Genomic DNA, 26,542 nt, shown 5'->3' with positions numbered 1-26,542 from the left:
GTCCCGACCCATCACTTCCGCTTACTCTCCAGTTCATCCCATCGTTCCATCGCAGCCAGCAACTCCTCGTCGATCGCCGCGTAGCGTGCGGTCAGCCGAGTGCCTTCCGCCGGATCCTTCGCGAAGATCGAGCCTTCTTCGAGTTGCGCGCCAATCGCCTTTTGCTCGGATTCCAGTGCAGCGATCTGCGCTGGCAACGCTTCGAGTTCGCGCTGTTCCTTGAACGACATCTTCGCGGCACGCTGCGTATTGCGGCCAGCCGGCACGCCAGCGTCTTTCGACGCCACTTCTTTAGCCGCTTCTTTCTGCGCGTCCTGCGCCATCTGCTGCGAGCGGTCGCGCTGAATCTGCCAGTCCGTAAAGCCACCGACGTACTCGCGCCACTTGCCGCCGCCTTCCGACGCGATCACCGAAGTCGCGACGTTATCGAGGAACGCGCGATCGTGGCTGACCAGCAGCACGGTGCCATCGTATTCGGTGAGCAGTTCTTCGAGCAGTTCGAGCGTCGGGATGTCGAGGTCGTTGGTCGGTTCGTCGAGCACCAGCACGTTGGCCGGCCGCGCGAACAAACGCGCCAGCAGCAGGCGATTGCGCTCGCCCCCCGACAGCGACTTAACCGGCGACCGCGCGCGTTCCGGCGCGAACAGGAAGTCGCCGAGATAACTCATCACGTGCTTCTTCTGGCCGTTGACTTCGACCCACTCGCTGCCCGGGCTGATCGTATCGGCGAGGCTCTTCTCCAGATCCAGTTGCGCACGCATCTGGTCGAAGTACGCAACCTGCAGATTGGTGCCGATACGCACCGCGCCTTCGTCCGGCGGCAACTCGCCGAGGATCATTTTCAGCAGCGTGGTCTTGCCCGCACCGTTCGGACCGACAAAGCCGATCTTGTCGCCGCGCATCACCGTGGCCGTGAAGTTGTCGACCACCGTGCGCGAACCATAGCGCTTGGTGACGTCGGTCAGCTCGGCGACGATCTTGCCGGACTTCTCGCCCTGGCCCACGTCGAGCTTGACGTTGCCCTGCACATTGCGGCGTTCGGCGCGCTCGTTGCGCATCTGCACAAGCCGCGCGATCCGGCCGACGCTACGCGTACGGCGCGCTTCCACGCCCTTGCGAATCCACACTTCTTCCTGCGCGAGCAGCTTGTCGAACTTGGCCGCTTCGACTTGTTCCACTTCAAGCTGCTGCGCCTTCCTGGTCTGGTAGGCGCTGAAATTGCCCGGATACGACAGCAAACGCCCGCGATCCAGTTCGACGATGCGCGTGGCGACACGGTCGAGAAACGCGCGATCGTGGGTGATGAAGAACAAACCCGCGCGCAGCGAGACCAGCAGTTCCTCGAGCCAGCGGATGCCGTCGAAGTCGAGGTGGTTGGTCGGCTCGTCGAGCAGCAACACGTCTGGCTGCACGACCAGCGCGCGCGCCAGCGCGACGCGCTTTTGCATCCCGCCCGACAGCGAACCGACCCGCGCCTCGCCATTCAGACCGATTTGCTGCAGCGTGGTGGCCACGCGCGTGCTCCAGTTCCAGGCGTCCGAATGGTCGAGCGCCGATTGCAGCGTGTTCATGCGCGACATCAGCGCGTCGTGCTCCGGGCCTTCTGGCTCGTCGGCCAGCTGATTGGCGACCGCGTCATATTGATCCAGCAGCTCGCGGGCGTGAGTCAGGCCGGCGGCGACCGCTTCGAACACCGTGTCGTCCGTATCGAACTCCGGCTCTTGCGGCACGTAGACCGACGTCAGGCCCTGTTGGCGCGTGATGAGGCCATCGTCCGGCTTGGTCAGATCGGCGACGATTTTCAGCAGCGACGACTTGCCCGCGCCGTTACGGCCGATCAGCCCAACGCGCTCGCCCGCTTCGAGAGAGAAATCCGCGTGATCGAGCAACGCGACGTGACCGAACGCCAGTTGGGCCCCGGTAATGGTGTAAAGCGACATGGAGAATTGGAGAAGACAGCGATGAGTCGGAACTGCTCATTGTACCGGGCGCGCGGGCGGGTGCCTGTATGCCGGAAGAGATAGGCTGAATGGCCAGCTTGCAAAACGGGGATGAACCGTACGCAAGCCAGATGCAGACCGGATCCGACTGGGTTCAAGCCCTGCGCAAGCCAGGATATAAAACGGAAAACGCGGCCGGACGGCGCTCGCGCACGTCCAGCCGTCTCACCCGTCACGTTACTTCACGTGCACCGTGATGGTCTTGCTCATCTCCGGCCCATACGAACGATGCGCACCGTCGCCGAATTGCAGCGTCAGCGTATGGTCGCCCGGCGGCAGCGTCAGATCGGTTTCGGTCTGGCCCTTGCCGAAGTGGAGCGATTTGTCGTTGGCGGGAATCACTTCGCCCTTGGGAAGGGGCTTGCCGTCGATCAGCAGATGATGATGGCCCGTGCCTTCCGTCATCGTGCCGGCTGGCGCGATCTTCATGCCGTCGACACCGAACACCACGTGCACCGGATTGCTGACGGTTGCACCGTCCGCCGGCTGCACGAACGACACGCCTGTGGCCTGCGCCGCGCCCGATACGGCGAGCAAGCCGGCCAGTACCGTACCGGCCAACCATGTGTTCTTAAACATCGTTTTTCTCCTTTTTCTGGGAAACGAGAGTCATGCGCGGCCATGCAGGCGTCGATGGCGGCTCAAGTCGCCTGAGGCCGATCGTCGCAACGCATGCCAGGCGCCCGCCGCGCCTGTCCAAAAGATGAGTTGCGGATCAAAGCATACACGCTGTGTATGACGGAGTCCGTCACGCGGGCCCGGACACGTCTCAGGCGCTTTGCGGCGCTGCCGCATGGGTAGTTAGCGATGCATTTGACGCGGTGCATTTGACAAATTCCGGTAACATTGCGGGTCGCCGCCGTGCCCCAAAAAGGGGCAGACTGGGCGGATCATTGCATTGAACCAAAGAAGAGTACGTCGTGAGCGAAGTAATTGAAGTGACTGAATATAAGAGCTGGGTCTGCCTGATTTGCGGCTGGATCTACAACGAAGAAGAAGGCCTTCCCGAAGAAGGTATCGTCCCGGGCACGCGCTTCGCCGCGATTCCGGACGACTGGCACTGCCCGCTGTGCGATGTAAGCAAGGCGGAGTTTGCGGTGGTGGAATTCTGAGTGAGCTCGATTAAACCGGGGGTGCGCTGTCTGATGTAGTGCGCCGGGCGGTTCGCGCGGCCCAGTGGGTGAAGCCTGCTGGGCCGTTTGCTTTGTGTGACGGGCTTTGCAGCCCTCCTCGCGGCTGGGCGTGTTTGATATACTCTGCCGCTCGCTGGCGAATTTGGACTCGCCTGGTCCCTGCCCGGGGTTGTTCGTCGGCGGGATTACAGCGATTATTTTGGTTCGGTCCTCTCCCCGTAGTTCAATGGATAGAACAAGTGCCTCCTAAGCGCTAGATACAGGTTCGATTCCTGTCGGGGGGACCAATCAGCGTCCCAGCGTCTCCCAAATTTGCCCAGACAAGCCCCGCATGCCTTGCGCTACGGGGCTTTTTGTTGCCATCACGGGCGCAACAGCTTCCTTTGGCGTCGCGGATGGCTTCGACTGTCATGGTTGCGCCTCTGATGCCAACAACAGCCGGAAACGATCCACGCCCCCGGCCGCCCCCCCATCACGAAGGCCGCTTCGGAATATCCAATCCCTTCGCCACCGCCGGACGCGCAACGAACGCCGCCAGCACCCGCTTCACATTCGGAAAGTCTTCGATCCCGACCAGATGCCCTGCTTCGTAGAAGCCGATCAGATTGCGCACCCACGGGAAGGTCGCGATATCGGCGATCGAGTAAGCATCGCCCAGGATCCAGTCACGCCCTTCGAGCTGCTGATCCAGCACCGCAAGCAGCCGCTTCGACTCGGCGATATAACGGTCGCGCGGGCGTTTATCTTCGTATTCCTTGCCGGCGAACTTGTGGAAGAAACCCACCTGGCCAAACATCGGGCCGATGCCGCCCATCTGGAACATCACCCACTGGATCGCTTCATAACGGCCAACGGCATCCTGAGGAATCAATTTGCCCGTCTTCTCCGCCAAGTAGATCAGGATCGCGCCGGATTCGAACAGCGGCAGCGGCTTGCCGCCGGGGCCGTTCGGATCGATGATCGCCGGAATCTTGTTGTTCGGATTCAGCGACAGAAACGCATCCGACATCTGATCGTTCGCATCGAAGCGCACGAGGTGCGGCTCATACGGCAGACCAGTTTCTTCGAGCATGATCGACACCTTCACGCCGTTGGGCGTCGGCAGCGAATACAGCTGAATCCGGTCCGGATGCTCGGCAGGCCATTTCTTCGTGATCGGGAAGGTAGAGAGATCGGTCATGGTGCGGGTGTAAACCTTGTGCGAGAGCTTCGGCTGGAAATCGGAATCGGGAATCCGCGATCGGCCAGAAGGCCGAAAAGAAAGACCCGAACGCGCGACCGCCAAATATAAACCGACTCAGCACAACGCGTGCGAGCCCGCCTCAAAACACCCTGGTGCGAACGTGGCCACTCAACGCGCCTCCTTACCGCCTAATCGCCTAACCGCCCGCGGCGGCAAGGCTCACCACAAATCTTTGGTCGCCGTACCGGCGCGCAGGTTATACCCATCGCGCCACAGCGTCGCGCCGACCGTCAGCAGCAGGGTCTTCTGCTCGCCATCGAGTTGCTCCCACGCCCCAGCCAGCCAGGTGGCAAAACTCGCACAGGTGGTTTCGAGGTCGACGGGTACTTTGCCCTCCAGATACTGCCGTTCGAACATCGAAAGCACTTTTTCGGGTGTCATGGGCGCCTCCCCCTAGTTGAATCCGCCCAGTCTAAAGGCGGCGCACGACGCGCGGAGCGTCTGCGGCGCCGAACCCGGGTTACTCCCAGGCCAGAACACAAAAGGCGCCGAAGCGCCTTTTCCCATCAAGCGACCCCGCGAGCCGCATTACGGCGCGTTGCGCTTTGCATTGTCCTTGGCGTCTTCCTTAGCGTCGCCATAAGCCTTTTGCACTTTGCCGGCGGCTTGCTGGAGGTCGCCCTTGAGCTCCTTACCGGGGTTGTTGGTGGCCTTGCCGACGGCTTCGTTGACCTTGCCCTTGACCTGCTCGCCCACGCCTTTTACCTGGTCCTTGTTCATGTTCAGCTCCGATTTCTGGAATGCCGGCGCGACATTACGCCAGTATCCCTGTTCAGCAACGGGTGTGCCCGCGCCCGCCGCCAGCCGGTTTCGCCCTGTCAGGCCGGTCGCGAAAAATATTTCAAAAAGCCCTAAAGTCCCTCCGCAGCCTGCCGTAAAGGCGCCATGGAGGAGCTATGGAACGCACACCCATTACGCAGACGGGGTCATCCCAGGCGGCGCTGATCGACCAGGACATCGCGCATATCGGGCGTGTGATGCGGCCGTCTTTACACGGCGACCTGGGTGGACCGATTCTGCCGACCGCCTACTGGCGCAAGCGTCTGCACCAGTTGCTCGACACCGGCAATCTGTCCCACGCGCAATTGTGCGGAGTCGACAGCCTCCTGCTGCAGCTCGACCAGTTCGAAGCCGCACCCCAGCCAGTTCTGGATGAGCTGCCCCCGGCAGACGCCGCGCTGCCCCAGCCGCTACAGGCCGCGACCTCCGACGACCATTTCTGACACGCTGCAAGCCTTGATGGCCGGCCTTCCACGCCGGCCAGTCCGACTCGTATCCGCTAAAAAAAGGCCGCGAACCCTGTCGCGGCCTGAACACGTCGCAACGCGGGGAATTCGCGTCACACGACAAGCCTGCACGTCCAACCGTGACAGCCGCATTTAGGCGAGAACAGGCTTTGCTTGCCGGAAATATTCCGCCCCTTGTCCGCGGAAATAGGAAAAATGGGACGACCTTAGGTCATAATGTCCGCAAAAATTCCCCAGCAAGGACCTCTGTGACCCACGCCCCACCGCTCGACCTGCTCAGACAGGCGCGCACCCGCTTCACCCAACGCGAAATCGCAGCGCACGTCGGTAAGGACATCAAGACGGTGCGCCGCTGGGAAAAAGGCGAAACGCCGTGTCCGTCCATGCTCGAACCGGCCTTGCGCGATCTGCTGCACAGCGGCGGCCGGACGAAGGCCGGCGCGGCTACGGGCGGCGCCCAGTTCCGCTTTATCGATCTGTTTGCCGGCATCGGCGGCATTCGCATGGGTTTCGAGGCGCACGGCGGCGACTGTGTCTTCACGAGCGAGTGGAACGATTTCTCCACCAAAACCTATCGCGAGAACTACCCGGCCGACGGCGAACACACGCTGATCGGCGACATCGTTTCGTTTCCCGCCGAAGCGGTGCCGAGTCACGATGTGCTGCTCGGCGGCTTTCCGTGCCAGCCGTTCTCGATCGCCGGCGTCAGCAAGAAGAACGCGCTGGGCCGCCCGCACGGATTCGAGTGCACAACGCAAGGCACGCTGTTTTTCGACGTCGCCAGGATCATTGCGGCAAAGCGCCCCGCCGCGTTCCTGCTGGAGAACGTGAAGAATCTGCTCTCGCACGATAAAGGCCGTACCTTCGACGTGATCCTGCAGACCCTGCGCGACGAACTCGGCTACGAAGTGCACTACCGCGTGGTCGACGGTCAGCATTTCACGCCACAGCACCGGGAGCGCATCATCATTGTCGGCTTTCGCGGCAAGACGTCGTTCACCTGGGACGATCTGCGTCTGCCGGAAAGCGGCCCGCGCCTCGGCTCGATCCTGCATCGCACCGACGGCAGCGAACCGGTGCTGCCGTGGGACCACGATCGCTTCTTCGACCATGCCGGCAAACGCGTGCAAGCAAAGTACACGCTCACGCCGAATCTCTGGACCTATCTGCAAAACTACGCGGCGAAGCATCGTGCAGCGGGGAACGGCTTTGGCTTCGGCATGGCTTATCCCGACAGCGTCACGCGCACACTCTCCGCGCGTTATCACAAGGACGGCTCGGAAATTCTGGTCTATCAGGGCGAACAGTTGCGGCCGCGACGCCTCACGCCGCGCGAATGCGCCCGGCTGATGGGCTTTCCCGATACCTTCAGGATTCCGGTCAGCGACACGCAGGCTTACCGGCAATTCGGCAACAGCGTCGTCATGCCGGTGATGCGGGAAATGGCGCGCATCATGCTGCCGCACGTGCAAACCCTGCTCGCCGAGGAAACGCACAATGGTTCGAAGCAAGCCCTTTCGCTCTATTCCTGAGCGGCCCTTTCCCCTACCCAGGCGCTAGCGATGGTCGATATCGTCGACAGCGCAACGCGCAGCCGGATGATGTCCGGCATTCGCGGCCGCAACACGAAACCGGAAATCCTGATCCGCAGCCTGCTGCATGGCCGGGGTTTTCGCTTCCGTCTGGACGCACGCGACCTGCCGGGCCGCCCGGACATCGTGCTGCCGCGCTACCGCGCTGTCGTACTGGTGCACGGCTGCTTCTGGCACGGTCACGACTGTCATCTTTTCAAATGGCCGCAAACGCGGCCGGAGTTCTGGCGCGACAAGATCGGCCGAAATCGCAGCAACGACGACAAGGTTCAGGCGGCGTTGCTCGCCAGCGGCTGGCGCGTCGGGGTGGTATGGGAATGCGCTTTGCGTGGCGCGAATCGCGATATCGAGGGCGTGTTGCAACGGCTCGTCGAGTGGTTGAAGAGCGACGCGCCGCGCTTCGAGGAGCGCGGCTGAAAGCTGCTTGTAGCCCGCCCGATTGGAACGAATCCGCAAGCGGCTGGTGATACACTCGATTGGCTAGCTCGGGGCATTTTTGCGAGCCGAACTTGCAGAAATCGGGCGGTAAGCCGGCAGCAAAAAAACACGCCCCGACCATCCCAGAACCACTCACGAAGGGAGGCACACGATGGCTGATTTCCGTCTCTGGTCCGACGATTTCCCCACCAATGGCTTTATGCCGAAAGCCCACGAATACCACGACAAGGCCTTCGGTGTAGACGGCGAGAATATCTCGCCCTCATTGCAATGGGATGCGCCACCGGCCGACACCCAAAGCTTCGCGCTCACCGTTCACGATCCCGACGCGCCCACCGGCAGCGGCTTCTGGCACTGGGTTGTCGTCAACATTCCGGCTGACGTCCGCTCACTGCCGCGCAACGCCGGCAAGGCCGATGGCTCGCTGCTGCCGCCAGGCGCGCTGCAGGTGCGCAACGACTACGGCACGGTCGGCTTCGGCGGCGCAGCGCCCCCGCGTGGCGACAGGACGCATCGCTACATCTTCCGCCTGCATGCGCTGAAGGTGCCGCACCTGCCGATCAACGCGGACACCACCAATGCGGTCGCGCGTTTCATGACGCATCTTAACGAGCTCGACTCCACCACCCACACCGGCCTGTACGAGCTCAAATAACGCATGAGACACGATGCCGTTGCGCTGTCGCAGCGCCGGCATCGTCGCTGCGTGCCGTCTTGTCTTCCAGGGCGGCACGCAGCGCGCGTGGTTCATCGCAGGTCGCAGGGTCGATGAACCGCCCCACTCCGAATCCAACAGAACGATGCACGCACAACCATTGCGCAAGGACAGTTCGATGCCGGCCGGTGCCCCCTCGGCTACCCCACTCGCCGCCGGCACGCCGCTCGCAGACAGCACCGAACAAGGCCTGCCGATTCCGCAACGCTACTGGGCGATGCTGGTTATCGCGCTCGCCCTCACGCTGGCGGTGCTCGACAGCGCGATCGCCAACGTGGCGCTGCCGACCATCGCGCGCAATCTGCATGCGAGCGCAGCCGGCTCGATCTGGGTCGTCAACGCGTACCAGCTCGCCATCACCATTTCACTGCTGCCGCTCGCGTCGCTCGGCGATCGCATCGGCTACCGGCGCATCTATCTGGCCGGGCTGATCCTGTTCACCGTGGCGTCGTTCGGTTGCGCGTTGTCCACCTCGCTGCCGACGCTCGCGCTCGCCCGCGTCGTTCAGGGCTTCGGCGCGGCGGGCATCATGAGCGTGAACACCGCGCTCGTGCGCATGATCTATCCGCCCGCGCAGCTTGGGCGCGGCGTCGCAATCAACGCGATGGTCGTTGCGGTGTCGTCCGCGCTCGGGCCGACGGTCGCCTCCGGCGTACTCGCCGTAGCCTCGTGGCCGTGGCTGTTCGCGATCAATGTGCCGATCGGGATCGCGGCGATTGTCGGCGGCTTCAAGGCACTGCCGATGAATCCCGGCCACGACTCTCCGTACGACTATCTGAGCGCGGTAATGAACGCGTTCGTGTTCGGCCTGCTGATCTTCGCCGTCGACGGCCTCGGTCATGGCGAGCGCTTCGGCTGGGTCGCCGCAGAAGCACTCGGCGCCGTTGTGATCGGCTACTTCTTCGTGCGCCGTCAATTGACCCAGCCCGCGCCCTTGCTGCCGATCGATTTGCTGCGGATTCCAGTGTTCGCCCTCTCGATCGGCACCTCGGTCTGTTCGTTCTGCGCGCAGATGCTGGCCTTCGTGTCGTTGCCGTTTCTGTTGCAGGACGCGCTCGGTTTCTCGCAGGTAGAGACCGGTTTGCTGATAACGCCGTGGCCGGCGGTGATCATCATCGCCGCGCCGATTGCCGGCGTGCTGTCGGACAAGGTGTCGTCAGGCTGGCTGGGCGGTGTCGGACTCGCTGCGATGACCGTGGGCCTGCTGCTGCTCGCCACCCTCGGCGCGCATCCCGAGCCCATGCAGATCGCATGGCGCATGGCGCTGTGCGGTGCGGGCTTCGGGATCTTCCAGTCGCCGAACAACCGGACCATGTTGTCCGCCGCGCCGCGTGAGCGCAGCGGCGGCGCGAGCGGCATGCTCGGCACCGCGCGCCTGACCGGACAGACGCTCGGCGCCGCGCTGGTCGCGCTGATCTTCGGCATCGCGCCGCAGCATGGGCCGACTATCGTGCTGTATGTGGCCGCGTGCTTTTCAGCGGTCGCCGCCGTGGTCAGCACGTTGCGCGTGATAAACAGTTCGACGTGACCAGCAGGCGCGGTTCTTGAAGAAACCGCGCCACCGCTGATGCGGCTACGACGACGATGCCGTCACGTCAGCGAGCTTTACCGCTTTGGCCGTCACCGACGAGGCGGTCGCGACGTTGCGCAGATCGCCCAGGAACGTATCGCGCCAGACCGACAGATTGTTCTCGCGCATCGGCGCCATCATGTCCGCATGGCGCGCTTGACGCTCGGCGAGCGGCATCGACAGTGCGCGCTCCAGCGCCTCGGCCATCTGCGACAGATCGAAGGGATTGACGACGAGCGCCCCTGGTAATTGCTCGGCCGCACCGGCAAATTGCGACAACACAAGTACGCCCGGATCGGCCGGATCCTGCGATGCAACGTACTCCTTCGCGACGAGGTTCATGCCATCGCGCAGCGGCGTCACATAGCCGACCTGCGATTGACGGAACAGCGCCATCAGCAGATTGCGCTCGTACTTGCGGTTCAGGTACTGGATCGGCGTCCAGTCGAGTTGCGCGAAACGGCCGTTGATGCGGCCGGCTTCGCCCTCCAGCGTCTGACGAATGCGCTGATACGTCTGCACATCCGCGCGCGTCGGCGGCGCGATCTGCACCAGCGATACGCGCCCGTGCCAACCGGGGGCATTCAGCAGCAGACGTTCGAAAGCCTGGAAGCGCTCCACCAGACCCTTCGAATAATCGAGCCGGTCGACGCTCATGATCAGCTTGCGCCCGCGCATGCCGTCACGCAGGCTGCGCACCGGCTTGCGGTCGGTAAACTGTTCGGCAGCCTTGGCGATTGCGTCCGGATAGATGCCGATCGGGTACGCCGCCACTTTAAGGAAACGGTTGTAGGCGTGCACCATGCCGTCTTCGCTCGAGGTGCCGTGCAAGCCGCGCTCGATAAAGTCGACGAACGACTGGCGATCCGCCTCGGTCTGGAAACCGACCACGTCGTAGCTGCACATCGCCTTGACCAATTCCTCGTGCGGCGGAATCGTGCGGAGTACTTCCGAAACCGGAAACGGGATATGCAGGAAAAAGCCGATCGGATTCTTCACGCCGAGCTCGCGCAGACAGCGCGCGAACGGCAGTAGGTGATAGTCGTGTACCCAGATGATGTCATCGGGTTTGAGCAGCTCCTTGAGCTGTTTGGCGAGCGTCGCGTTGACGCGCTGATAGCCCGCGTATTCCTGCCGGTCGTAGCGCGACAGGTCGTTGCGATAATGGAATGTCGGCCACAGTGTCGCGTTCGAAAAGCCGCGATAGTACTGGTCATAGTCGCGCTTGGTAAGGCCCACCGTCGCGTACGTCACATTGCCCTGCTTTTCGATCACCGGAGCGGACGGCTCGCTCACGGTTTCACCGCTCCAGCCGAACCAGACTCCGCCGGTTTCCTTCAATGCGTCCAGCACGCCGATCGCGAGGCCCCCTGCTGCGGGGCGGCCTTCCTGGGTCGGCGCCACACGATTCGATACCACGATCAGTCTGCTCATTGGTGCTCCACCTAGTCAGTTGTTTCGTTGCATACGGATGTGTGCCAAAGAGGTGCATGCAAATCGCGTGCCGTTTTTTGAGATGCCGGAAATAAAAATGTATGCAAATGTGACGAACGAGCAGAAACACGCGATATGGAAGCACCGCGAAGAAATTTTTTCTGCTTTGTATGACGAAACCGGGACCCGTCTTACCGGCCGTCAGAGGGCTCACGCGTCCTGTTCCGAGCCGAGATCGCGCTGGTACTCCAGACCTTCCCGACGCACGCCGCCCTGGTTGTGCTCGCCGTCTGGGGGCGCATCGGGCGCGACGCGGTTCTGCGCCGCCGGGTCCGGCGACTCTGCCGGGGCGCTCTTGCTGCTGGCAGGCCGGGAATCGCGCTTGGAGTGGCGTGCGGAACGTCGCAGTGCTGGATGTCTCATGATCGATGCCTCCGGGGAAGCCCGCCGCCATCTCGACGGCATCAATTCAGTGTAGGGGTCACGACGGTAAATTGCCGGTAAAAGATGCGCCAGCTTTGTAACAAGTACATAAATTCGCTGCGCCTGATGTGATGCAGCGCACGGAGCATGTCAGAGTTGCACGACTGACGCTCGCCACGGCGGACGCTGATTGGCTTGTGGCATAGGTGGCGCTTGCGACGACAGATGCCGCCTGGCTTGTGGCGTTTGTGTGGGCTGGGGTGGCGGATCGCCGATTGGCGGCGCAACGGGTTCGATCGGATCTGGAGTCGGACTGGGACCTGGAATCGTGTCGGGCTCGCCAGGATCCGGCGATGGCGATGGCGATGGCGATGGCGGTTCGATTGGCTCGGGGCGGTGAGCGAGCTTTGGGAGGGGAAGTGCGGGAGCGGCGGCGTATTCCGGCATGTTGGTTATCCTCGATTTTGCATTCCTTTGGAACACAGCAAGGCCTATGCCGAATGAAGGCCAGCGCCGCAGACATACAGCCAACAAGCGCCGCCAAAGGCAAAAAAACCGCCTAACCTCAAACATCCGCTCCCCTCAAAGCCCGCGACTCATCAGCAACATCACCCCCATCGCGCGCATCATTGCCATACTCAACAAGACGGTTATAAAGCGTCTTCAAACTAATCCCAAGAATCTCAGCAGCCCGCGTCTTCACACCGCCACATTGCTCGAGCGTAGCCAGAATCAACTGCCGATCCGCTTCGGCAAGCGAGGTGCCAAACGGAATCGTAATCGCCGTGCCGGCGGCAGGCTTCGACAACGTGATCTGCAGCGGCACCGCTGCCGTGCTATCCGAATCCGCACCCGACATGATGTGCGCACGCTGCACATAGTTCTTCAGCTCGCGCACATTACCCGGCCACGGATATGACATCAACATGTCCTTCACTGCAGGCGGGAAATGCTTCTTCGTGCTGTGACGCTCGTTGAGCTCGTCGAGGAACGCCTGCGCGAGCAACTCGACGTCCTTACCCCGCTCGCGCAGCGGCGGCAGGCTGATCGGAAATACGTTCAGGCGGTGGTACAGGTCGAGCCGCAACTTGCCTTCCAGTACCGCCTGCTCAGGATCGCGGTTGGTCGCCGCAATCAGGCGCACGTCCGTTTCGATTTCCCGGGTCGTGCCAACCCGCATGAACATGCCGGTTTCCAGCACGCGCAGCAGTTTCACCTGCAACTCGATCGGCATTTCGGTGATTTCGTCGAGGAACAGGGTGCCGCCGTTCGCGCGTTCGAAATAGCCTTTGTGCTGGCGGTCCGCGCCGGTGAACGAGCCACGCTCGTGGCCGAACATTTCCGATTCGATCAGGTTCGGCGAGATCGCGCCGCAGTTCACCGCGAGAAACGCGTGCTTGCGGCGCAAGCTGAGCTGATGCAGCGTCTGTGCGGCCACTTCCTTGCCGGTGCCCGACTCGCCCATCAGCATGACCGAGGCGGCCGTCGGTGCGACGCGGCCGATCTGGTCGTAGACCTCCTGCATGGCCGGTGAATTGCCGAGCATCAAACCGAAGCGGCCCATGCGGCGCAACTCGCCGCGCAAGGTGCCGATTTCCGCCTTCAGGTCGCCGGCGCGCGGCAAGCGCGACAGGATCGCCTTCACGCGCTGCATGTTGATCGGCTTCACCAGGTAGTCGGTGGCGCCCATCTTCAGCGCGTTGACCGCCGACTCCACCGTGGCGTGGCCAGTAATCACAATCACCTCCACGCCGGAGCGCGGATCGAGATCTTCAAACAGATCGACTCCACTGCCGTCGGGCAGCTTCAGGTCGGTAAAGACGACATCCGGCATCTGCCGGACCAGTTGAATGCGCGCTTCGCGCAAATCGCCCGCAGTGGCGGTCGTCAGACCGTCTTCCCCGATGATGGCGGAAAGCGCCTCGCGGGTACCGGCATCGTCATCGACAATCAGTACGTGTGGCATCGCGTCTCGAAAGCCCGAAAGCGTGAATGGGGGACATGCAAAGCGCATGCTGAACTGCCCGCCGGCGGCTTACCGATGCGTCGCGCGCGCCCTGACGTGAGCACACGCTAACGTTCCACGGCAGCGCCGAGCGCCTGACTTGATTCAATATCGCAACAATCAACGGCAAAATTCCCCGTAATTGCGCGACATTGTTGTCTATTTGCCTATTATACGGCTTTATCGAGATAAACTTGCAAGGGACGCCAGGCGCCGCTTCTCGAAGCGGCACGCCGGCGCAGCGGCGCACGCAAGGTCACAATTGAGCCCTCAGCTACGCGGAAACGGCCATGCGTCGCCTTCGCCGTTTGGTTGCGCCGAGCCATTTGCACCATGTGCGATGTCTGGCGCAGACGGGCCAGCACTCGCCGCGGTCACGCTGCCGGACGGCGTAGCCGGCGCCATCACCGTGCCGCCCTCGCCTTCCCAGCGGCTCAATTCACGCGCCGCCGGAGCCTGCGCGGCACGGTTTCGTTGCACGTGGCGCACGGCCAGAAAGCCGCCGAGAGCCATCAGCGCGCCGAAGATGCCAATTTTGGGTCGTCCCATCGTGAACTCCTTGTTATCGTCAAGCGGATCGGCGTCGCACACTGCGCGTTAGCGCGCGCTGAGAACGCCAAGCAGGAAGCCGGCGCCCGCGGCAATGCCGATCGAGCGCCACGGGTTGTGCCGCACATAGCGTTCGGTATTGACGGTCGCGGCCCGATAGCGGCGCTGCGCGTTCTGTTGTGCATCGCCGAGCGCGGATTGCAGCGTTTGGACATGCGCCCCCAAGCGCTCGCGCAGCGCATCGACGCCCTCGCCCGGCACGTTGGCGGCAAGCCGCAGCATCTCTTCGGAGTCCGTCAGCAGCACTCTCAGATCCTCGACCATCTTCTGCCCGCCGAGTGCGAGCTGTTGCCTGGTGTCAGTCATCATTCACTCCTGTATCTGAGTTCGGCGTTGGCATCTTGATTGCGCCTTGTTTCCGGCGCATGGCGAACGATCGGAGAACCGCATCCGCCGCCGGCGCGCTTTGAACAGCGTCGCTCAAGAGCACATTCATGTCGGAACCGCTCCGCAAACGCCGTGCCCGATATATTTGCCAGTCTCATTCGGCACCTCACGGGCTCGGGCACTTTCGGCCAGGCGTGCGGCGGCCTATTTCGCCGACCGTCACATGAATTGCCGGAAGCGGTGTCAAAGTGGTTAAATCGAATTTTTGTGAGATAGTGACCGCACTGGTCCGTCTTGCGCCAAAGGCTTCAAACTCTGCGCGTCGCAACACCGAACCCCATTTGCACAGGACCCCGTTTATGGCGTCAATCGATCTGGACCCGGCCGCCGTCTCCGCCGCACAGACGAAGCAGCGCGTCGCGGACGGCGTCGCGGGACTGAAATCGTATGGGCTGCTGTATGGCTCGTCGCCGGTGATGCTCGATCTGTACGAACAGATCGAACGCGTCGCCGGCACCGACGCGACCGCGCTGATCATCGGCGAATCCGGCACCGGCAAGGAACTGATTGCCCGCACGATCCACGATCAAAGCAGCCGCAAGGACGCCCCCTTTGTCGCCGTGAACTGCGGCGCGATTCCCGACGAACTCATCGAAGCCGAATTGTTCGGCCACGAAAAAGGCAGCTTCACCGGTGCGGTTCAAGGCCGCGTCGGCTACTTCGAACATGCGAACGGCGGCACGCTGTTCCTCGACGAAATCACTGAAATGGCGCCGGTGCGCCAGGTCAAACTCTTGCGCGCGCTCGAGACCGGCACGTTTTTTCGCGTCGGCGGCAACGAACTGATTAGCGGCGACGTGCGCGTGATCGCGGCGACCAATCGCGACCCCGCGGTAGCGGTGAAAGAAAACGGTCTGCGCGAAGACCTGATGTACCGGCTCGCGGTTTTTCCGTTGCGCGCGCCGCCGTTGCGCGAGCGCGAGAGCGATCGCGAACTGCTCGCGCAACACTTCCTTGCCTTGCTGAATCAGCAGGAAAGCACGAGCAAGAGCTTCAGCAAACGGTCGATCGAAACCCTGCGGACCTGGTCGTGGCCGGGCAACGTGCGCGAGTTGAAGAACGCGGTGTATCGTGCGTTCATTCTCGCGGAGAAAACGGTCGAGTTGCCGCATCCGCATCTCGCCTCGCGCGTGAAAAAGCCGGTGACGCAGGGCGACGCGATGAGCGTGTGGATCGGCACCCCGCTCGCCGATGCGCAAAAGCAGATCATTCTCGGCACGCTCAAGTATTGCGGCGGCGACAAGCGGCGCGCCGCCAAAGCGCTCGGCGTGAGTCTGAAAACGCTCTACAACCGCTTGAGCTTGTACGGCGACGAAGGCGCGGAAGAAGAAACCGAGCAGTAAGCCGTGCCTGGCGCTCATGCGGTTCGTTCGCGTGAGCGCGTGTTTCCCGTGTACCGGCCGTCTGCTCTTTTGCGCCCTCCTCGTGCGCTTGTTGTGCGTCCCTCTCTGCCGAAACCGCCCTTTCTGCACACCTGTCATCTCATAATTAATCCGTTCGCACCACCAATCAAATCGGCTTCTTCTCACCAGAAAGCGATTTGACTCGCATCATCTTTTGCAATTGCTTGCACTTTCCCACTGCCAATTACAAATGGCATCCTGCAAAATGCGGCAGCGCACGGTGCAACGATGAGAAAGACCTGCCTTTCGCTCACACATCATTCACTCACGTGCTTCGCGTGTGTCAACGGTGCCTGAGCGAAAGGCGCTTGCAGGAGCAGAGACAGGGAAATGCAAAAAAGTAAGGTCTGGGCCGATTGGGCAAAACAAACAGCCAAAGCGTCTAAGGCAGCCAAATGCGCACGGCCGAATGCAGCGGCGCTCGCCGCATTGGCAGTGGCGATCACGTCGGCGTTAAGCGGATGTAGCTCGCTCTATTCGGAAGGCGCCACCGCCGGCGCGGGTATCGCAGGCGCCGCGCTCGCAGCCAAAGTCACCAGCAATGCGGCCGTCGCGACCGGCATCGGTCTCGGCGCAGTGGCCGCCGCGCGCGCCGGCGTGCAGTACTCGGAGCGCGTGGTCCACAAGAATACGCAGGACGGTATCGCCAAAATCGCCGGACCGCTCGACGTCGGCGCAATCGCAGCGTGGAGCGTGACCCACTCGGTGCCGATCGAAGACGACGAGCACGGCCGCGTCACCGTCAGCCGCACGATCAGCGCCGGTGCGCTCGACTGCAAGGAAATCGTCTTTTCGGTCGATCAGACCGCCACCAGGAATGTGCCGGCAAGCAGCGCGTTCTACGTCGCGTCGATCTGCCGTGACGGCGACAACTGGAAATGGGCGTCGGCCGAACCCGCTACCGAACGCTGGGGCGCGCTGCAATGAGGGCGCTGTCGCTTCCACGTCTGCGGCTCGTGCTGGCCGGTGCGATCTGCGTCGGCGCCAGTCTGCTGGCGAGCGGCTGCTCGTCGGTCGGCGCGGCAAGCGGCGCCGCAGCCGGTATCGCGTCGGGCCTCGTGACTTCCAACCCGGCAGTCGGCATTGGCGTCGGTATCGCCGTGCAGGCCGCGACCGACGAAGCCGTCGGCCGCTATATGCGCACCATGCACACCGATCAGCAGAACATGATCGCCGCGCTGGCGGGTGCGATGCCGGTTGGCGAGACGCGGCCCTGGGCGGTCAAACACACGCTGCCGATCGAGAATGGTCACGGCCAGGTGCGCGTGACGCGCGCGTTCAGCTCGGCACTCGCGCTGTGCAAGGATTTCGTGTTCTCGGTTCAGGACGGCGACGGCCCGAACGCGCACGAAGACTGGTACACGGCGAGCGCGTGCCGGCAGGACAAAGGCTGGAAGTGGGCGTCGGCGGAACCGGCAGTCGAGCGCTGGGGCGCTCTGCAATAAAAAAAGCGGCAGGGTCTCCCGTGCCGCTTTTTTTGCCTGAAGCGTCTTAATCGACTCGACCAGGTTTAAGACTCCACGTCTTCCAGACTGAAAATTTCCGTCTGGTCGTTGTACGAGAAGATCTCGCCATAACGGCCCCAGTTGATCACTGCGTCGAGCGTCTCTTCCGCCGCGCTGTCCGACAAGAAATCTTCCAGTTCCTGCTCGAAGCGCACGCGCGGCGCACGATGCCCCGGGCGCTCGTTCAACACCTTCTTGATCCGCGCGGCCAGCGGCACGTGGCGCAGCAGGTGCTCGGCGAACATCATCTTGCGTTCCTGCGTGCCGAATTCAGAGAACACGCGCGCCGGCGGCGTCAGGAAAATATCGCCTTCGCGCACGTCGGCGAAACCCAGGTGCTGCAGCACTTCGGCAACCGGGAACAGATCGTCCACCTCCAGATGCAGCGAGCGGGCGATTTCCGGCATGTCGGCGCGGCCGTGGTACGGCGCGGCGGCCAGCGTTTCGATCAGACCGGCCATCAGGTTGGTCGACACATGCGGCAGCCAGCTGCCGAGTTCGAGCCCCTTCTTGGTCGCTTCGCCGGTCTGTCGCGCGGTCATCTTTGCGTAGATCTCGTCGACCAGACGGCGGAACGCCGGATCCAGCCGGTTGCGCGGATGCTTGAACGGCACCTTGATCTCGGCAATCACGCGGCCCGGGTTCGACGACAGCACCAGAATGCGGTCGCACATGAACACCGCTTCCTCGATGTTGTGCGTGACGATCAGCACCGATTTGATCGGCATGCGGCCTTGCGTCCACAGGTCGAGCAGGTCGGTACGCAACGTTTCGGCGGTCAGCACGTCGAGTGCGGAAAACGGCTCGTCCATCAGCAGCAGCGTCGGATCGACCACCAGCGCGCGCGCAAAGCCGACGCGCTGACGCATGCCGCCCGACAATTCGCGCGGATACGCGTTTTCAAAACCGTCAAGACCGATCAGGTCGATCGCGGCCAACGCGCGCTCGCGGCGCTCGCGCGCACCCACGCCTTGGGCTTCGAGGCCCGCTTCCACGTTCTGCAGCACGGTCAGCCATGGGAACAGCGCGAAGGTCTGGAATACCATCGCGACGCCCTTCGCCGGGCCGGCAAGCGGCTTGCTCATATACGTCACTTCGCCGTCGGTCGGCTCGATCAGGCCGGCGATAATGCGCAACAGGGTCGACTTGCCGGATCCCGAACGGCCCAGCATGCCGACGATCTCGCCTTCGCGCAGCGACAGGTTCACATCGTCGAGGACGAGCAACTCACCTTGAGTCTTGTTGAACCCTCTGCACACGTCCTTGACGCACAGAATCTCCTCGCCCAGGCGCGGAGGCATCGGCGGCGTCTGGACCGGCGCGGCGGTTACGGCAGCTTTAGGATTTTGCATCGCGTTTTGCCTTAAATTTACTGTCAATCGAGCCGAAGCTTGGACTCGGCATAGGCGTACATCGGACGCCACAGCAGGCGGTTGAACAAGGTCACAAAGAGGGACATCACGGCAATGCCGAGAATGATCTTCGGAAAATCGCCCGCGGCGGTCGTCTGCGCGATGTATGAGCCCAGACCGTGTGCGACGACTTTGGTATCGCCCCACTGGACGAACTCGGCGACGATACTCGCGTTCCACGCGCCACCGGAAGCGGTAATCGCGCCCGTCACGTAGTAGGGGAAGATCCCCGGCAGCATCGCCCTGCGCCACCACTGCCAGCCGCGGATGCCGAAGTTGGTGGCCGCTTCGCGGTAGTCGTTCGGGTAGGAACTGGCGCCCGCAATCACATTGAACAGGATATACCACTGGGTGCCGAGCACGATCAGCGGCGACAGCCAGATGTCCGGGTTCAGGTGAAAGCGCACGATCACGATCACGAATACCGGGAACAGCAGGTTGGCCGGGAACGCGGCCAGAAACTGCGCGAGCGGCTGGATCTTCTCGGCGAGCGCCGGACGCAGTCCGATCAGCACGCCGAGCGGCACCCAGATCAGCGACGAGATCGCAATCAGCAGCGCCACGCGCAGCAGTGTGATGAGGCCCAGCACGAGCACGTGGCCCACTTCGTCGAGCGTCACGCCGGTGCGCACGTAAGCCACGACACGATAGACCACATACACGGTAAGGAGGATCACCAGGATCCCCCACACAATGTCGCCCACGCGCGACGATTTCTCGCGCTGCGGAATCGCGAAGCGAACGCGGTCGAATGCCGGCAGACGCATCGGCACGCGCGCGGCGTTCGCGAAGATCCAGCCCATCGGCACGAGCAGGCGGTGAATCAGGCGGGTCCGGCGGATCAGGTCGAGCAGCCACGACTCCGGGGCATTGCCGGAGCTGGTCGTTTCCATACGGAACTTGTCCGCCCATGCGACGAGCGGACGGAACAGGAACTGGTCGTAGGCCAGGATCACGACCGTCATCGCCAGAATCACCCAGCCGATCGCGTGCATGTTCTTGTCGGAGATCGCCTGCGCCAGATACGCGCCGATCCCCGGCAGGGTGATCGTGTTGTTGCCCACCGTGATGGCTTCGGAGGCCACCACGAAGAACCAGCCGCCCGACATCGACATCATCATGTTCCAGATGAGGCCGGGCATCGAGAATGGCACTTCGAGCTTCCAGAAGCGCTGCCATCCCGTCAGATGGAAACCCCGCGAGACTTCATCCAGATCGCGCGGCACCGTGCGCAGCGACTGATAGAAACTGAAGGTCATGTTCCACGCCTGGCTCGTGAAGATCGCGAAGATCGCCGCAAGCTCCGCACCCAGCACGCGCCCCGGGAACAACGCGAGGAAAAACGTGACCGTAAACGAAATGTAGCCCAGCACCGGCACCGACTGCAGGATGTCGAGAATCGGCACCAGCACGAGGCCCGCACGGCGGCTCTTCGCGGCAAGCGTGCCGTAAATCAGCGTAAAGGTCAGCGACGCCACCATCGCCGCGAGCATGCGCAGCGTCGTGCGCATTGCATATTCAGGCAGGTTCGACGGGTCGAGCGAGATGACCTGGGTCTTCAACGTCGACATCGGCGCCAGCGTCTGATGAAAGCCAATTGCAGCCATCGCGATCACGCAGATGATCAACGGGAAGGCGACGAAATCCCAGCCGTTAGGCAGCAATCGCCACGCCGAAGCATTGGCGGTGCGTTTCAGGTCGAAACTGAAGTCCATCAGGCGCGCTCCCCGCTGTTACAGGTGTTCAAATGCACAAAGAAGGCCGCGGCTTTAACGCGGCAATCTGAAGATCGGTCCGGAAAGCGGAAATCAGGCATGACAAAACGCAAGTGCGCGGTAAATCGTTAGCGTTGGAGACACGTGGACCGGCGACGGACATGGCCGTGGGCAGCCGCCCGGGACCACAACCGTCAAGCCGGGCTCCTGTCGCCGCGGGCGCCGCCCGAAGGCTGGCGGGCATTCCTTGTTTTGGACGGCACGACACTACACCATCCTATGTTTCAGGCACAACCTTTCACACCAAATAGCAGCAAATTGCAGCGTACGCCGCGGCAACGGCACGGCCAGGAAAACCCGTATAGCCATTCAGAAAGCTGACGCGCTGCCGTTAAAGACCTGATGGGCGAAGCAGATGGACTTCGCATTCCCGCAATAACGGTGGCGTCAGGCCCCATGACGGTTAAAATCAACAGGCGACACGCCATGTGCGGTTATGCCGGGCCACAGCGCGGCCCACACCGAGGGCGTATCGCCAGCCGCCTCCATAAAGGCGAAACACGGGGCGAAACCGCGCCAGCGCGCAGCCACCAATGAGCTAGTTGCATGTCACAGCCAGACGGATCAGAGGGTCGATGAACAGGACAACCTTGCGCCAGGCAACCGGACCGATCAGCTTCGTGCTGATCGTGCTGGTTTGCTGGTTTGTGGCCGGCATGGTCGCGGACCGGATGGTACAGCAAGAGCTGGACGCGGCCCTGCGCACGCAGCGGCAAATGTCCACGTCGATCGTCGACAACATGGCGGAAGTGATCGCCAGCGACCTTGCGATGTCTCGAGCCATCCCCGCAACCATGGCCGAAATGGACGTGGTCCAGCACGCGCTGGTGCAATCCCAGAATTATGCCGCGAACGGCGAAGCGGCGGAACCCGCCTTGCACGCCGCGTTGTTAAAAGACCCGCAGATGCTCGCCGTCGGCAATTTCCTGCATGACGCACAAGGCTTCTCCGGGCTCGACCAGATCTGGCTCGTCAATGCGAACGGCATCTGCGTCGCATCGAGCAGCGCCATCAATAACCCGCTCGCCGCGGAACGCTCCTTCGTCGGCGTCGACATGCGCACGCGCGGCTACCTGACGAATGCCCTGCTCGGCGCGTTTTCGGAAGCCTATGGCGTCGGCCGCCTGAGCGGCGAGCCGGGCATCTTCATCGCGGCGCCGGTTTACGCCGACGGCCTGCTGGTCGGGGTGGTGGTGGCCAAGGTGGGGATCGCGCGGCTGCGCCACTGGGTCGCGCATGCCGGCACCTTCGTCGCCGACGAGAACGGCGTCATCATCATGGCGCACAAAAGCGAACTTGAAGGCCGGGCGCTGCCAAACTCGCGCGTCACCCAGATGAGCGCCGACGAGCGCATGACCACCTATCGCCGCGAAATCCTCCCCGACATCCGGATTCAGGTCGACACGCAGGTGCGCGCACAGGCGCCCTGGGTGCCTGCAACCGTCGCCGGCCAGCTGTTCGGCATGAGCGCGCAGCCGGCGCCGTCGCTGTATCAGGCACGCAGCGGTCTGAATTCGGGGCTGTCGGCGCATCTGGTCGATCCGCTCGCGGCGTGGCCCGAATTGCTGCGCAATCACAAGCGCGACCATCTGCTGGTGTTTCTGACGCTGGCCGGCACGGTCGCGCTCGCGTGGGTGATCACCGTGTCGTACGTGCGCGAGCGGCGCCACCATCGCGCCACGCGCGATCTTGCAGAGCAATTGCAATCGGCCAACACCCTGCTCTCAGCCGAGGCGCGCCACGATGCGTTGACCGGCGCGCTGTCGCGGCGCTACTTCCTCGACCTGCTGCGCCACGAGATCGAACGTGCGCATGCGGGCAATGAGCCGCTGTGCATGGCGATCGCCGACCTCGACCACTTCAAGCAGATCAACGACCGCTTCGGCCACGCCGCCGGCGACCGCGCGCTCGAACATTTCGTCGACACCTGCCGGGCCGAGTTGCGCGGCACCGATGCGATCGGCCGGCTAGGCGGCGAAGAGTTCGGCCTGCTGCTGCCGGCCACGAATCTGGCGGCCGGGCGCGAAGTTGTCGAACGCTTGCGGCTGCGTCTAAAGGCGATTCCTTCGCCGAGGCTGCCGGCTTCGGTGGGCCTGAGCGTGAGCATCGGCATCACCGAACTCTCCGCCGACGATCTGCCCGAGCGCATCATGAGCCGCGCCGACATGGCGCTTTACGCCGCGAAGTCGGGCGGCCGCGACCGCACCGAAGCACTTCCGCCCGACGATACCGCGCCGCCCGCGCGGACGGTGGCCAACGCCTGGTGACGGCGCCCGAAAATCCATCCCGTCCGCTGCGCCGTCAACACCCCGACGAGCGTCGCGGCTGACGCAAAGCAAGCCCCGGCCTCGGGCGTCCTGTAATGAAGCAGGTATCATCATCCCTGACATTGAGGTTGCCGCTACCGCTTTAACGGGAGATTCGCATGAAGGGAAATCTGGTCATTGTCTGTCGCGATCAGGATGCTGACGCGTTCGACCATTTGCTGGCCGAATATGGCGCGTTCCAGACGCGCTTGTCCTCGACCGCCTGGTATCTGAAACTGGAGGTCGCGCCGGAACTGATTCAGGAAGAAATATTCGCGCGTCTCGGCAAGTACACCACACACTACATCTTCGAAGCCGAAACGGTAACGTGGAATACGGTTGATAGTGACGCGGCGAATGCGTTGAACACACTGTTTTCAGACTAGCGCAAAGATCGTCGCGCCCTTGCCCCGCTCAACCTACCAGACGCTTTCCGAGGCTGCCATGGTCCGCGGCACCACTTCGAACGGAAAGCTCATCAAGACCCGCAAGCCACGGCCGCCGTGGTTGCCGATCTCCCACTCCCCGCCCGCACGCCGCACCAGACGCTCGACGATCGCGAGCCCCAGCCCGCTATGACCGTTGCCGCCGCGCGCCGGGTCGAGCCGGACGAACGGCCGGCTGGCATTGATGAGGTCCTGCGCGGCGATACCGCTGCCGTTGTCGCCCACCGAAAGCGTGAAACCTTGCGCCGTGCGCGCCGTAGCGACGACGACCGGCGGCGCGCCGTAGGCATGTGCGTTGTCCAACAGGTTCGACAGGATCCGGTCGAGCGTCGCCGCGGGCAGCAGGAAACCCGGCCCCGCATTGAGTTCGGTCCGCACCGTGGGCGCACCGGCAGCGACCGCACGATAACTGCGGACCACACGTTCGCATTGCGCGTCCACTTCGACCGCTTCGCTGCGATCCGCGCCGTCGTGTGCGAACACCAGGAACTGTTCGACGATATGCGTCATCGAATCGACGTCGCGCACGACGCCGTCACGCATTTTCACTTCTTCCATCATTTCAGCGCGCAGCCGCAAGCGTGCCAGCGGCGTTTTCAGATCGTGCGCGACACCGGCCAGCATGACGGCCCGGTCGTTTTCCGTGCGCGCCACCTCCTGAACCATCTGGTTGAAGCCGTGCGTCAACTGCCGCAACTCGCGCGGACCGCGCTCGGGCACCGGCGGCACCGGCAAGCCACGGCCGAAGCGCGCCACCGCCTGGGCAAGCGAGCGCAACGGCTGCTGCAGCGCCCACGCGGCAAAGAGCGCCGCCATCACCGCGAACGAGAAAATGATCGCGAGCCACAGCACCGTACGGTCGAGCGAACGGGGCGTGCGCAATTGCTGCACCGGCACCACGATCCAGCTGCGATCGGCGGTGCCGCGCACCCACAGCGTGGGCGGACGGCTTGGCGGGCCGATCCGCACCTGCGTGCCGGCAGGCATGCGATCGCGCACGTCATCGGTGAAACGTTGGAGCGGCGCCGGCAGAGTGGTGCTATCCGGCGGCACGTCGGAGCTCGCCGGATCGACCAGCCTGACGCGCGACGGCAAGGGCTGATCCGGCGTGCGGGCGACGTGCTGGCGCACCGCTTCGACGAGGAAGGTGGCTTCCTCGACTGCGTAGCGCGTTTGCAGCTGGCTGCGCTCGAGCCGCATGAGCGCGTACCACGCGAAATGCGACAGCAGCAGCACCGCAATAACTAGCAGCGCCAGACGCCCGAACAGCGAATCAATGGGCCGGCGCATGCTGTTCGCCATCCGGCACGAACACGTAGCCGCGCCCGCGCACCGTTTGAATGAAGCGCGGCGTGGACGGATCGGTTTCGAGAATGCGACGCAGACGCCACACCTGGACGTCAATGCCGCGGTCGGTGCCGTCGTATTCCGGGCCATGCAGCAGTTCGAGCAGGCGCTCACGGGTGAGCGTGCGCATGGGGTGGTTGACGAAAATCTTCAGAAGCGCGAATTCGCTGCCCGACAGCGTGAGCGGCTTGTCTTCGAGATGCAGCGTGCGCGACTGGAAATCCAGCGTGAAGCGCCCGAAGTTGAACGGCTCGCGCTGTTCCGGCGCAGCCGCCGACGGCAGCGTGCGGCGCCGCCGCAGCACCGCCTGCACGCGCGCCAACAGCTCGCGCGGGTTGAACGGCTTGCCGAGATAGTCGTCTGCGCCGAGCTCCAGCCCGACGATGCGGTCGACGTCGTCAGCACGTGCGGTAAGCATGATCACAGGGATGTCGTCGCCCGACGCGCGCAGCTTGCGCAGCGCGGTCAGCCCGTCTACGCCCGGCATCATCAGATCGAGCACGATCAGATCCGGACGCTCGCGTTCGAGCCTGCGCTCGAGCGTGCCCGCGTCGTGCAGCACCGAGACTTCGATGCCCTGACGGGCCAGATAGTCGCGCAGCAGATCGCGTAATTCGACGTCGTCGTCGACAACCAGTATTTGAGTAGCCATGGGATGAAGTTTAACGCGCAGCAGGAAGGGTTTTCGATTTCAGACGGCCCGCAAGGGTTACCGGGTGTTACCGTGAAAGGTGTACGTAATGACTCGTAATAGCCGCATCAAGCCACGTAACACAGCGCCGGCCGCAGTTCTCTACGCTGTGACTTACCGAATGCAGGCCGTCCACATTACCGGTTGCATCGTCGGCTATTCCATTACAGGGAGTCTTACATGTCCACCAAAAAAATGTCGCGCGTTCTCGCCGTTGCCGCCACTGCCCTCGCCATCGGTGCGGGCGCTGCCTATGCAGCCCAACCCGCCGATCACGGCGGCCCCGGCGGCTGGCATGGCCACTTCATGAAGGAACTGACGCAGCTGCATGACCAGTTGAAGCTGAACGCGGATCAGGAAAAGCAATGGCAGGCCGCACTCGACACCATGAAGCAGAACCATGAGGCCATGCGCGCCAACCATGAACAGATCAAGAACCAGATGAAGGCCGCGCAGCAGCAGCCGATCCTGGATCTGAACGCCATGGCTGCCGCGCACCAGCAAGTCGAGCAAAAAGACGCGCAACTGCGTCAGCAAACCACGGATGCGTGGCTCAAGTTCTATAACGGCTTGAACGACCAGCAGAAGACCACCGTCAGCACGGCGCTGAAGCAGCGTTTTGCGAAGATGGAAGCGCGTCACGAGAAGATGCACGAGCGCTGGGAACATCGCAAAGGCGCAGCGTCGGCGCCGGCTGCGAATCAGTAAGCGGTACCATGCAGGCGGAAGGCGGCTCGCGCGGCCGTCGTCCGAATGCAAAAACGCCACGGGAAACCTTCCGTGGCGTTTTTGTTTGCGTGCAACTCACGCTTCAGGCTGGGCACTCGTTGCGCTTGCAACCAGCAACCCTCGACCATCGGG

Annotated in this window: 27 protein-coding genes and 1 tRNA gene; 13 read left to right on the top strand and 15 right to left on the bottom strand. The window is 63.0% G+C overall.

What is annotated here, in order from left to right; translation table 11 throughout:
* Nucleotides 1-11 precede the first annotated feature (11 nt).
* Together P3T22_RS12095 and P3T22_RS12090 are read right to left on the bottom strand one after the other, a co-directional pair.
* Nucleotides 12-1,940: an ATP-binding cassette domain-containing protein gene (locus tag P3T22_RS12095; RefSeq protein ID WP_429325070.1), complete on the bottom strand. Its 1,929-nt coding sequence runs from the start codon at nucleotides 1,938-1,940 to the stop codon at nucleotides 12-14.
* A gap of 237 nt (nucleotides 1,941-2,177) precedes the next feature.
* On the bottom strand, nucleotides 2,178-2,579 hold the full coding sequence (locus P3T22_RS12090) for a DUF4399 domain-containing protein (protein ID WP_063495145.1): 402 nt from the start codon (nucleotides 2,577-2,579) through the stop codon (nucleotides 2,178-2,180).
* A 341-nt stretch (nucleotides 2,580-2,920) separates the two neighbouring features.
* On the opposite strand from P3T22_RS12090, the gene P3T22_RS12085 reads away from it, so the two are divergent.
* Together P3T22_RS12085 and P3T22_RS12080 are read left to right on the top strand one after the other, a co-directional pair.
* Nucleotides 2,921-3,112, top strand: coding sequence for a rubredoxin (locus P3T22_RS12085; RefSeq protein WP_063495144.1), 192 nt, complete (start codon nucleotides 2,921-2,923; stop codon nucleotides 3,110-3,112).
* A 233-nt stretch (nucleotides 3,113-3,345) separates the two neighbouring features.
* Nucleotides 3,346-3,420, top strand: a tRNA-Arg gene (locus tag P3T22_RS12080).
* 185 nt (nucleotides 3,421-3,605) lie between these two features.
* On the opposite strand, the gene P3T22_RS12075 is transcribed toward P3T22_RS12080, so the two are convergent.
* From P3T22_RS12075 to P3T22_RS12065, 3 genes are all read right to left on the bottom strand, one after another.
* Nucleotides 3,606-4,313, bottom strand: a complete 708-nt coding sequence (locus P3T22_RS12075) for a glutathione S-transferase N-terminal domain-containing protein (protein ID WP_063495143.1) — start codon at nucleotides 4,311-4,313, stop codon at nucleotides 3,606-3,608.
* 222 nt (nucleotides 4,314-4,535) lie between these two features.
* Nucleotides 4,536-4,757: a hypothetical protein gene (locus P3T22_RS12070; protein ID WP_063495142.1), complete on the bottom strand. Its 222-nt coding sequence runs from the start codon at nucleotides 4,755-4,757 to the stop codon at nucleotides 4,536-4,538.
* A 147-nt stretch (nucleotides 4,758-4,904) separates the two neighbouring features.
* Nucleotides 4,905-5,096 (bottom strand): CsbD family protein, encoded by a 192-nt coding sequence (locus tag P3T22_RS12065; protein WP_063495141.1) that lies wholly within the window; start codon nucleotides 5,094-5,096, stop codon nucleotides 4,905-4,907.
* Nucleotides 5,097-5,272: 176 nt separating this feature from the next.
* Between P3T22_RS12065 and P3T22_RS12060 the strand changes: the two genes are divergently transcribed.
* From P3T22_RS12060 to P3T22_RS12040, 5 genes are all read left to right on the top strand, one after another.
* Nucleotides 5,273-5,599, top strand: a complete 327-nt coding sequence (locus P3T22_RS12060) for a hypothetical protein (protein ID WP_063495140.1) — start codon at nucleotides 5,273-5,275, stop codon at nucleotides 5,597-5,599.
* Between the two features lie 272 nt (nucleotides 5,600-5,871).
* The gene (gene dcm, locus P3T22_RS12055) at nucleotides 5,872-7,155 is read left to right on the top strand and encodes a DNA (cytosine-5-)-methyltransferase (protein WP_429325069.1); all 1,284 of its coding nucleotides are present in this window, start codon (nucleotides 5,872-5,874) and stop codon (nucleotides 7,153-7,155) included.
* A gap of 30 nt (nucleotides 7,156-7,185) precedes the next feature.
* On the top strand, nucleotides 7,186-7,632 hold the full coding sequence (locus P3T22_RS12050) for a very short patch repair endonuclease (RefSeq protein ID WP_063495138.1): 447 nt from the start codon (nucleotides 7,186-7,188) through the stop codon (nucleotides 7,630-7,632).
* A 172-nt stretch (nucleotides 7,633-7,804) separates the two neighbouring features.
* Entirely contained in the window at nucleotides 7,805-8,308 is a 504-nt protein-coding gene (locus P3T22_RS12045; protein WP_429325068.1) for a YbhB/YbcL family Raf kinase inhibitor-like protein, read from the top strand.
* Between the two features lie 145 nt (nucleotides 8,309-8,453).
* On the top strand, nucleotides 8,454-9,896 hold the full coding sequence (locus P3T22_RS12040; RefSeq protein WP_429325107.1) for an MFS transporter: 1,443 nt from the start codon (nucleotides 8,454-8,456) through the stop codon (nucleotides 9,894-9,896).
* A gap of 45 nt (nucleotides 9,897-9,941) precedes the next feature.
* Here P3T22_RS12040 and otsA read toward each other — a convergent pair whose 3' ends face one another.
* The 6 genes from otsA to P3T22_RS12010 form a co-directional block, all read right to left on the bottom strand.
* Nucleotides 9,942-11,372, bottom strand: a complete 1,431-nt coding sequence (gene otsA / locus P3T22_RS12035; protein ID WP_063495136.1) for an alpha,alpha-trehalose-phosphate synthase (UDP-forming) — start codon at nucleotides 11,370-11,372, stop codon at nucleotides 9,942-9,944.
* Nucleotides 11,373-11,582: 210 nt separating this feature from the next.
* Nucleotides 11,583-11,795 (bottom strand): hypothetical protein, encoded by a 213-nt coding sequence (locus tag P3T22_RS12030; protein ID WP_063495135.1) that lies wholly within the window; start codon nucleotides 11,793-11,795, stop codon nucleotides 11,583-11,585.
* A 150-nt stretch (nucleotides 11,796-11,945) separates the two neighbouring features.
* Entirely contained in the window at nucleotides 11,946-12,242 is a 297-nt protein-coding gene (locus P3T22_RS12025; RefSeq protein WP_429325067.1) for a hypothetical protein, read from the bottom strand.
* Nucleotides 12,243-12,360: 118 nt separating this feature from the next.
* Nucleotides 12,361-13,761 carry a sigma-54-dependent transcriptional regulator gene (locus tag P3T22_RS12020; protein WP_429325066.1) on the bottom strand — a complete coding sequence of 467 codons (1,401 nt, stop codon included), beginning with the start codon at nucleotides 13,759-13,761 and terminating at the stop codon, nucleotides 12,361-12,363.
* A 309-nt stretch (nucleotides 13,762-14,070) separates the two neighbouring features.
* Nucleotides 14,071-14,349: a hypothetical protein gene (locus P3T22_RS12015; protein WP_429325065.1), complete on the bottom strand. Its 279-nt coding sequence runs from the start codon at nucleotides 14,347-14,349 to the stop codon at nucleotides 14,071-14,073.
* Between the two features lie 48 nt (nucleotides 14,350-14,397).
* On the bottom strand, nucleotides 14,398-14,715 hold the full coding sequence (locus tag P3T22_RS12010) for a DUF883 family protein (protein WP_063495133.1): 318 nt from the start codon (nucleotides 14,713-14,715) through the stop codon (nucleotides 14,398-14,400).
* Nucleotides 14,716-15,095: 380 nt separating this feature from the next.
* On the opposite strand from P3T22_RS12010, the gene P3T22_RS12005 reads away from it, so the two are divergent.
* From P3T22_RS12005 to P3T22_RS11995, 3 genes are all read left to right on the top strand, one after another.
* On the top strand, nucleotides 15,096-16,139 hold the full coding sequence (locus P3T22_RS12005) for a sigma-54 interaction domain-containing protein (protein ID WP_063495132.1): 1,044 nt from the start codon (nucleotides 15,096-15,098) through the stop codon (nucleotides 16,137-16,139).
* A gap of 390 nt (nucleotides 16,140-16,529) precedes the next feature.
* A complete protein-coding gene (locus P3T22_RS12000; RefSeq protein ID WP_063495131.1) occupies nucleotides 16,530-17,126 on the top strand; it encodes a hypothetical protein in 597 nt (198 codons plus the stop codon).
* Nucleotides 17,123-17,644, top strand: coding sequence for a hypothetical protein (locus P3T22_RS11995; RefSeq protein WP_429325064.1), 522 nt, complete (start codon nucleotides 17,123-17,125; stop codon nucleotides 17,642-17,644). Before P3T22_RS12000 ends, P3T22_RS11995 begins: the two co-directional genes overlap by 4 nt.
* 65 nt (nucleotides 17,645-17,709) lie before the next feature.
* Here P3T22_RS11995 and P3T22_RS11990 read toward each other — a convergent pair whose 3' ends face one another.
* The gene (locus P3T22_RS11990; protein WP_063495129.1) at nucleotides 17,710-19,056 is read right to left on the bottom strand and encodes an AAA-associated domain-containing protein; all 1,347 of its coding nucleotides are present in this window, start codon (nucleotides 19,054-19,056) and stop codon (nucleotides 17,710-17,712) included.
* A gap of 23 nt (nucleotides 19,057-19,079) precedes the next feature.
* A complete protein-coding gene (locus P3T22_RS11985; RefSeq protein ID WP_429325063.1) occupies nucleotides 19,080-20,831 on the bottom strand; it encodes an ABC transporter permease in 1,752 nt (583 codons plus the stop codon).
* Between the two features lie 635 nt (nucleotides 20,832-21,466).
* Here P3T22_RS11985 and P3T22_RS11980 point away from each other — a divergent pair.
* Nucleotides 21,467-23,158 (top strand): sensor domain-containing diguanylate cyclase, encoded by a 1,692-nt coding sequence (locus P3T22_RS11980; protein ID WP_429325062.1) that lies wholly within the window; start codon nucleotides 21,467-21,469, stop codon nucleotides 23,156-23,158.
* A gap of 158 nt (nucleotides 23,159-23,316) precedes the next feature.
* Nucleotides 23,317-23,583, top strand: a complete 267-nt coding sequence (locus P3T22_RS11975; RefSeq protein WP_063495126.1) for a hypothetical protein — start codon at nucleotides 23,317-23,319, stop codon at nucleotides 23,581-23,583.
* A gap of 33 nt (nucleotides 23,584-23,616) precedes the next feature.
* Here the strand turns inward: P3T22_RS11975 and P3T22_RS11970 are convergent, their stop codons facing one another.
* Both P3T22_RS11970 and P3T22_RS11965 read right to left on the bottom strand, forming a co-directional pair.
* Nucleotides 23,617-24,933, bottom strand: a complete 1,317-nt coding sequence (locus tag P3T22_RS11970; RefSeq protein ID WP_063495125.1) for an ATP-binding protein — start codon at nucleotides 24,931-24,933, stop codon at nucleotides 23,617-23,619.
* Nucleotides 24,917-25,642 (bottom strand): response regulator, encoded by a 726-nt coding sequence (locus tag P3T22_RS11965; protein WP_054035058.1) that lies wholly within the window; start codon nucleotides 25,640-25,642, stop codon nucleotides 24,917-24,919. The genes P3T22_RS11970 and P3T22_RS11965 overlap by 17 nt, the downstream gene beginning before the upstream one ends.
* A 219-nt stretch (nucleotides 25,643-25,861) precedes the next feature.
* On the opposite strand from P3T22_RS11965, the gene P3T22_RS11960 reads away from it, so the two are divergent.
* Entirely contained in the window at nucleotides 25,862-26,389 is a 528-nt protein-coding gene (locus tag P3T22_RS11960) for a periplasmic heavy metal sensor (RefSeq protein WP_429325061.1), read from the top strand.
* Nucleotides 26,390-26,542: the final 153 nt, after the last annotated feature.

This window comes from Paraburkholderia sp. GAS348, assembly GCF_050434205.1.
Lineage (GTDB): Bacteria > Pseudomonadota > Gammaproteobacteria > Burkholderiales > Burkholderiaceae > Paraburkholderia.
This window is presented reverse-complemented; position numbering and strand designations above follow the sequence as displayed.

What these genes read in the sequence shown, in the direction of transcription:
- P3T22_RS12060 (WP_063495140.1), top strand. Translation starts at nt 5,273, where the DNA reads ATGGAACGCACACCCATTACGCAGACGGGGTCATCCCAGGCGGCGCTG.
- P3T22_RS12075 (WP_063495143.1), bottom strand. Translation starts at nt 4,313, where the DNA reads ATGACCGATCTCTCTACCTTCCCGATCACGAAGAAATGGCCTGCCGAG.
- P3T22_RS11995 (WP_429325064.1), top strand. Translation starts at nt 17,123, where the DNA reads ATGAGGGCGCTGTCGCTTCCACGTCTGCGGCTCGTGCTGGCCGGTGCG.
- P3T22_RS11975 (WP_063495126.1), top strand. Translation starts at nt 23,317, where the DNA reads ATGAAGGGAAATCTGGTCATTGTCTGTCGCGATCAGGATGCTGACGCG.
- P3T22_RS12020 (WP_429325066.1), bottom strand. Translation starts at nt 13,761, where the DNA reads ATGCCACACGTACTGATTGTCGATGACGATGCCGGTACCCGCGAGGCG.
- P3T22_RS11985 (WP_429325063.1), bottom strand. Translation starts at nt 20,831, where the DNA reads ATGGACTTCAGTTTCGACCTGAAACGCACCGCCAATGCTTCGGCGTGG.
- P3T22_RS12090 (WP_063495145.1), bottom strand. Translation starts at nt 2,579, where the DNA reads ATGTTTAAGAACACATGGTTGGCCGGTACGGTACTGGCCGGCTTGCTC.
- P3T22_RS12040 (WP_429325107.1), top strand. Translation starts at nt 8,454, where the DNA reads ATGCACGCACAACCATTGCGCAAGGACAGTTCGATGCCGGCCGGTGCC.
- P3T22_RS12045 (WP_429325068.1), top strand. Translation starts at nt 7,805, where the DNA reads ATGGCTGATTTCCGTCTCTGGTCCGACGATTTCCCCACCAATGGCTTT.
- P3T22_RS11965 (WP_054035058.1), bottom strand. Translation starts at nt 25,642, where the DNA reads ATGGCTACTCAAATACTGGTTGTCGACGACGACGTCGAATTACGCGAT.
- P3T22_RS12000 (WP_063495131.1), top strand. Translation starts at nt 16,530, where the DNA reads ATGCAAAAAAGTAAGGTCTGGGCCGATTGGGCAAAACAAACAGCCAAA.
- P3T22_RS11990 (WP_063495129.1), bottom strand. Translation starts at nt 19,056, where the DNA reads ATGCAAAATCCTAAAGCTGCCGTAACCGCCGCGCCGGTCCAGACGCCG.
- P3T22_RS11970 (WP_063495125.1), bottom strand. Translation starts at nt 24,933, where the DNA reads ATGCGCCGGCCCATTGATTCGCTGTTCGGGCGTCTGGCGCTGCTAGTT.
- P3T22_RS11960 (WP_429325061.1), top strand. Translation starts at nt 25,862, where the DNA reads ATGTCCACCAAAAAAATGTCGCGCGTTCTCGCCGTTGCCGCCACTGCC.
- P3T22_RS12070 (WP_063495142.1), bottom strand. Translation starts at nt 4,757, where the DNA reads ATGACACCCGAAAAAGTGCTTTCGATGTTCGAACGGCAGTATCTGGAG.
- P3T22_RS12010 (WP_063495133.1), bottom strand. Translation starts at nt 14,715, where the DNA reads ATGACTGACACCAGGCAACAGCTCGCACTCGGCGGGCAGAAGATGGTC.
- P3T22_RS12015 (WP_429325065.1), bottom strand. Translation starts at nt 14,349, where the DNA reads ATGGGACGACCCAAAATTGGCATCTTCGGCGCGCTGATGGCTCTCGGC.
- P3T22_RS12050 (WP_063495138.1), top strand. Translation starts at nt 7,186, where the DNA reads ATGGTCGATATCGTCGACAGCGCAACGCGCAGCCGGATGATGTCCGGC.
- P3T22_RS12065 (WP_063495141.1), bottom strand. Translation starts at nt 5,096, where the DNA reads ATGAACAAGGACCAGGTAAAAGGCGTGGGCGAGCAGGTCAAGGGCAAG.
- P3T22_RS11980 (WP_429325062.1), top strand. Translation starts at nt 21,467, where the DNA reads ATGAACAGGACAACCTTGCGCCAGGCAACCGGACCGATCAGCTTCGTG.
- otsA (WP_063495136.1), bottom strand. Translation starts at nt 11,372, where the DNA reads ATGAGCAGACTGATCGTGGTATCGAATCGTGTGGCGCCGACCCAGGAA.
- P3T22_RS12095 (WP_429325070.1), bottom strand. Translation starts at nt 1,940, where the DNA reads ATGTCGCTTTACACCATTACCGGGGCCCAACTGGCGTTCGGTCACGTC.
- P3T22_RS12030 (WP_063495135.1), bottom strand. Translation starts at nt 11,795, where the DNA reads ATGAGACATCCAGCACTGCGACGTTCCGCACGCCACTCCAAGCGCGAT.
- P3T22_RS12005 (WP_063495132.1), top strand. Translation starts at nt 15,096, where the DNA reads ATGGCGTCAATCGATCTGGACCCGGCCGCCGTCTCCGCCGCACAGACG.
- P3T22_RS12025 (WP_429325067.1), bottom strand. Translation starts at nt 12,242, where the DNA reads ATGCCGGAATACGCCGCCGCTCCCGCACTTCCCCTCCCAAAGCTCGCT.